This window comes from Streptomyces durocortorensis (genome assembly GCF_016901035.1).
In the GTDB taxonomy this organism is placed as follows: Bacteria; Actinomycetota; Actinomycetes; order Streptomycetales; family Streptomycetaceae; genus Streptomyces; species Streptomyces durocortorensis.
On sequence record NZ_JAFEUF010000342.1, the window covers coordinates 1 to 5,863 of the forward strand.

Annotated in this window: 6 protein-coding genes and 1 pseudogene; 2 read left to right on the forward strand and 5 right to left on the reverse strand. The window is 73.5% G+C overall.

All coding sequences use genetic code 11. The features are described from left to right. Positions 1–1,011, reverse strand: a 1,011-nt coding sequence (locus JS521_RS33160) for an ROK family transcriptional regulator (RefSeq protein ID WP_205086603.1), incomplete at its 3' end; no start/stop codon positions are given. Positions 1,012–1,084: 73 nt separating this feature from the next. On the opposite strand from JS521_RS33160, the gene JS521_RS33165 reads away from it, so the two are divergent. Both JS521_RS33165 and JS521_RS33170 read left to right on the forward strand, forming a co-directional pair. After that, positions 1,085–2,248: a Gfo/Idh/MocA family oxidoreductase gene (locus JS521_RS33165; protein WP_205086604.1), complete on the forward strand. Its 1,164-nt coding sequence runs from the start codon at positions 1,085–1,087 to the stop codon at positions 2,246–2,248. Further along, positions 2,245–2,724, forward strand: a complete 480-nt coding sequence (locus tag JS521_RS33170; RefSeq protein ID WP_205086605.1) for a heme-degrading domain-containing protein — start codon at positions 2,245–2,247, stop codon at positions 2,722–2,724. Before JS521_RS33165 ends, JS521_RS33170 begins: the two co-directional genes overlap by 4 nt. Before the next feature lie 197 nt (positions 2,725–2,921). On the opposite strand, the gene JS521_RS33175 is transcribed toward JS521_RS33170, so the two are convergent. The 4 genes and pseudogenes from JS521_RS33175 to JS521_RS33190 all read right to left on the reverse strand — a co-directional run. After that, on the reverse strand, positions 2,922–3,782 hold the full coding sequence (locus tag JS521_RS33175) for a fumarylacetoacetate hydrolase family protein (RefSeq protein WP_205086606.1): 861 nt from the start codon (positions 3,780–3,782) through the stop codon (positions 2,922–2,924). Between the two features lie 138 nt (positions 3,783–3,920). Next, positions 3,921–4,691, reverse strand: a complete 771-nt coding sequence (locus tag JS521_RS33180) for a YidC/Oxa1 family membrane protein insertase (RefSeq protein ID WP_205086607.1) — start codon at positions 4,689–4,691, stop codon at positions 3,921–3,923. A gap of 144 nt (positions 4,692–4,835) precedes the next feature. Next, a complete protein-coding gene (locus JS521_RS33185) occupies positions 4,836–5,168 on the reverse strand; it encodes a DUF6412 domain-containing protein (RefSeq protein ID WP_205086608.1) in 333 nt (110 codons plus the stop codon). Positions 5,169–5,287: 119 nt separating this feature from the next. Then, a pseudogene (locus tag JS521_RS33190) lies at positions 5,288–5,749 on the reverse strand (class E sortase); the annotation flags it as partial. Positions 5,750–5,863: the final 114 nt, after the last annotated feature.

The window sequence follows — 5,863 nt, forward strand, 5'->3', positions numbered from 1 at the left end:
CCCCCCCCCGGCCCCGCCCCGGGCCGCCCGCTCCTCGATCACCGCCCGGACGCCCCGTACGTACGCGTCCTCGTCGGCGGCCACCGTCCGGCCGCCCAGGACCACCCGGTCGATGTCGAGCAGGCCGACCAGGTTCGCCGCGCCCGTGCCCAGGACCCGGGCCGCCTCGCCCCGGTCGCCGCGCGCCTCGGCGGCCAGGCACAGGGCCTCGATGCAGCCGCGCCCGCCGCAGCCGCACAGGGGGCCGTCCAACTGGAGGGTCTGGTGGCCGAACTCACCGGCCCCCGTCCGCGCCCCCCGGTGCACCTCGCCGCCGAGGACGAGGGCGACGCCCAGCCCCGTACCGAGGTGGAGGTAGGCGAAATCACCGCCACCCGCCCCGCCCAGAGCGAGGGCCAGGGCGGCGGCGTTGGTGTCCTTGTCCAGGACCACCGGCAGCCCGGTCCGTTCGGCCAGGGCGGCGCGCAGCGGGTAGCCGTCCCACCGCGGGAAGCCGGTGACCCGGTGCAGCACGCCGTCCCGGTGGTCGAGCGGCCCGGGCACCGCGACGCCCACCCCGAGGACCGGCTTGTGCGGCTCGGCCGCGCTCAGGTCCCGTACGGCGTCGGCCGCGTCCGCGAGGACCTGCTCCGCCGGGGCACCGAGGTCGAGCGGGGCGGTGGTGACCGCGACCGGCCGGCCCGCGAGGTCGACCAGGACGGCGGTGAGCCCGTCGCGGTCCAGGTGCAGGCCGACGGCGAACTGGGCGTCGGGGACCAGCCGCAGCACCGTGCGCGGCTTGCCGCCGGTGGAGGGGCGCAGGCCCGCGCCGACGGCGAGCCCGTCCTCGCGCAACCGGGCGGTGATCTTGCTGACGGCCTGCGGGGTGAGGCCAGTGCCCTCCGCAAGCTCCAGCCGGCTGATGCCCTCCGCCCCGGCCGCCCGCAGCAGGTCCAGCACCAGCGCGGCGTTGTGGTGGCGCAGGGCAGGCAGGTTGACCCCGGCCTGCGCCCTCGTCCGGCTCCCGTTCACGACTCGCTCCTCTTCACCACCCCATTGTGCCGGTCGCTTGCACTTTGGCAACAGCGTTGCTTAAGTGGAACGCATGACCTCCAACGCCCCCGACGCCTCCGGCGCCCCCGATGCCCCGGGATCGCGTCTCCGCGTCGCCCTCGTCGGCTACGGCCTGGCCGGCTCCGTCTTCCACGCCCCGCTGATCTCCGCGACCGAGGGCCTGGTCCTCGACACGGTCGTCACGTCGAACGAGGAGCGCCGGGCCGAGGCCCGCGCCGCGTATCCGGAGGTCCGGTTCGCCGCGTCGCCGGACGAGCTGTGGGCACGCGCCGACGAGCTGGACCTGGTCGTGATCGCCTCCCCCAACAAGACGCACGTCTCCCTCGCGACGGCCGCCCTCAAGGCCGGTCTCCCCGTCGTCGTGGACAAGCCGATCGCCGGGACCGCCGCCGAGGCGCGCGAGCTGGCGGCTCTCGCCGAGGAGCGCGGGCTGCTGCTCTCGGTCTTCCAGAACCGCCGCTGGGACAACGACTTCCGCACCCTGGCCGCGCTGATCGGCGACGGCGAGCTGGGCGAGGTGCAGCGCTTCGAGTCCCGGTTCGAGCGCTGGCGGCCGCAGCTGAAGGGCGGCTGGCGCGAGTCGGGCGACCCGGACGAGATCGGCGGTCTGCTGTACGACCTGGGCAGCCATGTCGTCGACCAGGCGCTGGTGCTGTTCGGCCCGGCCGTCCAGGTGTACGCCGAGTCCGACGTACGGCGTCCCGGTGCGGCGGCGGACGACGACACGTTCATCGCGATCACGCACGAGAACGGGGTCCGCTCGCACCTGTACGTCAGCGCCACCACGGCCCAGCTCGGCCCCCGCTTCCGGGTGCTCGGCTCGGCGGCGGGCTATGTGAAGTGCGGCCTGGACCCGCAGGAGGCGGCCCTGCGCGAAGGGCTGCGCCCGGCGGCCGGTGAGCCGTGGGGCGAGGAGGCGGAGGAGCTGTGGGGCCGCCTCGGTTCCGGCGAGTCCCCGCTGACCGGCGGCGGCGCCCCGGTCCGTACGCTGCCCGGCGACTACCCCGCGTACTACGCCGCCGTCGCGGCGGCCGTCCGTGGCACCGGCGACAACCCGGTCACCGCACTCCAGGCGGCCGCGGCCCTCGACGTCCTGGAGGCCGCCCGCCGCTCGGCGCGCGAGGGCGTCTCGGTCACCCTTCTCCCCCACCACGACGAACCGCACCACGACGAAGAAGCGGAGCGGCACGCATGACCACCACCTCCCCCACCATCTCCGAGCTGATCGCCCAGGAGCGCCGGCTCACCCTCCCGCACTTCTCCTACGACGACGCGTTCGCGCTCGGCAGCCTGCTGGTCACGCTGGCCCGGGAGCGGCACGCACCGGTCGCGATCGACATCCGGCGCGGCGCCCAGCAGCTGTTCCACGCGGCGCTGCCGGGTTCGAGCGCGGACAACGACGCGTGGATCGACCGCAAGCGCAAGGTCGTCGAGCGGTACGGCGAGAGTTCGTACCTGGTCGGCACCCGGTTCCGGGCGAAGGGCACGACGTTCGAGGAGTCGTCCCGGCTGGACCCGGACACGTACGCCGCGCACGGCGGTTCGTTCCCGATCGAGGTGGAGGGCGCGGGCGTGATCGGCACGGTCACGGTGTCCGGCCTGCCGCAGGCCGAGGACCACGCGATGGTGGTCGAGGCGCTGGAGCAGTTCGCGGGTACGGCGGGGGCCTGAGCCGGCCGCCTGAACCGGCCGTACGGGGAGGGCGGGCCGGGCGGCTGAGCACCCCGTACGCGGAGGGGGCGCCGTCACGTACACGTACAGCGACGGCGCCCCGCCCCTCGGCTGGGCCTCTCTCGGCGAGGCCCCCTATCGGCCAGCCCCCCGGCTGGGCCTCTCTCGGCGAGGCCCCCTATCGGCCAGCCCCCCGGCTACGCGTCCTTCAGCTCCTGCCGCTGCCGGCCGAGCCCCTCCACCTCCAGCTCCACCACATCGCCCGCCTTCAGGTACGGCTTGGGCTCGGGCTGCCCCATCGCGACCCCGGCGGGCGTACCGGTGTTGATGATGTCGCCCGGGTAGAGCGTCATGAAGTGGCTGAGGTAGCGGACGACCTCGCCGACCGGGAAGATCTGCTCGGCCGTGGTCCCGTTCTGCTTCAGCTCGCCGTTGACCCAGAGCCGCAGCGGCAGGGCCTGCGGGTCGGGCACCTCGTCGGCGGTGACGAGCCAGGGGCCCAGCGGGTTGAACGTCTCGCAGTTCTTGCCCTTGTCCCAGGTGCCGCCGCGCTCGATCTGGAACTCGCGCTCGGAGACGTCGTGCGCGGTGGCGTACCCGGCGATGTGCGCGAGGCCTTCCTCGGCCGTGTCCAGGTAGCGGGCGGTGCGCCCGATGACGACGGCGAGCTCGACCTCCCAGTCGGTCTTGCGGCTGCCGCGCGGTACGAGGACGGTGTCGTCGGGCCCGACGACGGTGTCGGGGGCCTTGAAGAACAGGATCGGTTCCGCCGGGATCTCCGCACCCGTCTCGGCGGCGTGGTCGTGGTAGTTCAGCCCGATGCACACGATCTTGCCGATGCGCCCGAGCGGCGGGCCGATCCGCAGCCCCGTCGCGTCCAGGGCGGGCAGCACACCGGGGTTCTCGGCGGCCGCCCGTACCCGGGCGAGCGCGGAGGCGTCGGCGAGCAGTTCGCCGTCGATGTCGGGGACGATCCCCGACAGATCACGCAGAGTCCCGTCGCGGTCGAGAAGTGCGGGGCGCTCGGCGCCCGCCGTACCGACTCGAAGCAGCTTCAACGGTCCAACTCCTCTTGGTCGAGGTGGAGAGCCCTTCGGCGGGGTGCGGCCGCCGAGGGGCTTGGCTGATCGTCCAAGAGATCGGATCACTCCGCAAGACCTCGTTCACACACTGGACCGGCGCAACGGCCGGCCCGATTACGCCGCAGTGGCCATGGCGCCACCGGCGACCGGCATGTCGCGGTACAGCCAGGCCCGCTCGACGGCGGTCCAGGTCGTCGTCGTGACGACGTACAGGGCGGCGGCGAGCGGCACGACGGCCACGGTGATGAGCGTGAAGAACGACATCAGCGGCATGAGCTTGGTCATCGCGCCCATCCCGGGCACGGGCTGTCCGTCCGGGCCGGCGGCGGGCGTCATCGGGTTGGCGGCCATCTGCCGCTTGGTGCGTCCGTAGTTGAACGTGGCGACGGCGGCGACGATCACGAAGAGCCCCAGGTAGACAAGACCCTGGCCGCCGAACGGTCCGCCGTGCGCGAGCGCGTCGTGCCAGCGCCCGCCGAGCGGTGCGCCGAGCAGGTCGTGGCTGAGCAGCGCGTTGGGTTCGCCGCCGATGGAGCCGCTGGAGAACAGGTGGTAGAGGAGGAAGAACGCGGGCATCTGGAGCAGGCTCGGCAGGCAGCCGGAGAGCGGCGACACCTTCTCGGCGGCGTGCAGCTCCATGATCGCCTTCTGCATCCGCTCGGGATTCTTGCCGTGCTTCTTACGGAGCTCGGCGATCTGCGGCTGGAGCCGGCTGCGGGCCTTCTGCCCGCGTGCGGCGGCCCGCGAGAGCGGGTGGACGGCGAGCCGGACGAGCGCGGTGAACAGGATGATCGCGGCGGCGGTGGACGCGGTCTGGAAGAGCGGTTCGAGCAGATCGGCGAGGGAGCCGACCAGGTTCGCGAAAGCGGACATGAAGGCGGACATGGGTGAGCCCTCCGGGGGTCTCGTCGTGCCGGGAGGTACCTGCCGTAGAAGGCGACGAGGTACGGGTGGTTGCTCGGCGGCAGGACGGCCGGCGCGGGGGCGCACCGCACGTACGGAAGGTGGTGCCGTGGGTGCGGAGGTGCGCTACGCGGCGGCCGTCAGGAGGGCGTGCCCGGGTGCCCGGGGCCTGGTGCGTCCCCGGGCGTCGGGGTCGCGTTGCGGGAGGAACGCTGTGCGCCGCTCCCGGTCCCTGATGGCTGTACGGACCCGGGTGCGGGGCACCGGGGGCGCGCAGCGGGCGCTGATGACGGCGCAGGCGAGGAGGGCGGAACCGGCCGCTGCGGTGGCGGCGAGCGCGACGGCGGCGGAGAGGCTGCCGCCCTCGGCGAGGAGGATCTCGGTGAGGAAGAGGAGGACGAGTCCGGCGGGCCGGAGCAGCCGGGCGAAGGCGCGGCGCAGGGCGTTGGCGTCCCGCACGATGTGCACCTCCTGTTTCCGATCCTCGTACCGCTTCTGCGAGGTGCCGGCCACAGGAGTGAACGGCACTCTTTCGTTATACACGATGATCGGGGCGGCCTTCGGGTTCCCGTGATTGTTCAGCGGGGACGCATGGCCGTGAGCTTCCCCCAGACGACGAGCCGGTAGCGGGAGCTGAACTCGGGGGTGCAGGTGGTGAGGGTGAGGTAGTAGCCGGGCTCGCTGTAGCCGACGGAGGTGGTGATGTTGCTGCGCGGGACGGGCGCGATGACGCCGCTGTCGGAGGGCGCGGTCCGGGCGAGGCGTTTGCCGACGGTGTACGTGTAGACGGCGTCGCGGGTCTCGACGGTGATCCGGTCACCGCTGCGGAGCCGGTCGATGCGCCGGAAGGGTTCGCCGTGGGTGTTGCGGTGCCCGGCGAGCGCGAAGTTCCCGGCCTTCCCGGCCTGCGCGGTGCGGGTGTAGTGCCCGACGTATCCCCGGTCGAGCACCCCGCCCTTGCTGGTGCCCTCGGCGACGGGGGCGGTGAGGGCGATCCTGGGGATGCGCAGGACGGCGTAGGCCTGGTCCCAGCCGGGGGCCGGGGCCTACATACGGCGGGCAGGGGCCGGCGGCGGCCCGCCGTACTCTTACGCACCGGGCCACGCCGACGACCCGGGACTCACTTATCTGGACCCACCGCCACCGATGTCTTC

Excerpts from the sequence above, each read along its gene's own strand:
- JS521_RS33180 (WP_205086607.1), bottom strand. The coding sequence starts at position 4,691 with ATGTCCGCCTTCATGTCCGCTTTCGCGAACCTGGTCGGCTCCCTCGCC.
- JS521_RS33170 (WP_205086605.1), top strand. The coding sequence starts at position 2,245 with ATGACCACCACCTCCCCCACCATCTCCGAGCTGATCGCCCAGGAGCGC.
- JS521_RS33165 (WP_205086604.1), top strand. The coding sequence starts at position 1,085 with ATGACCTCCAACGCCCCCGACGCCTCCGGCGCCCCCGATGCCCCGGGA.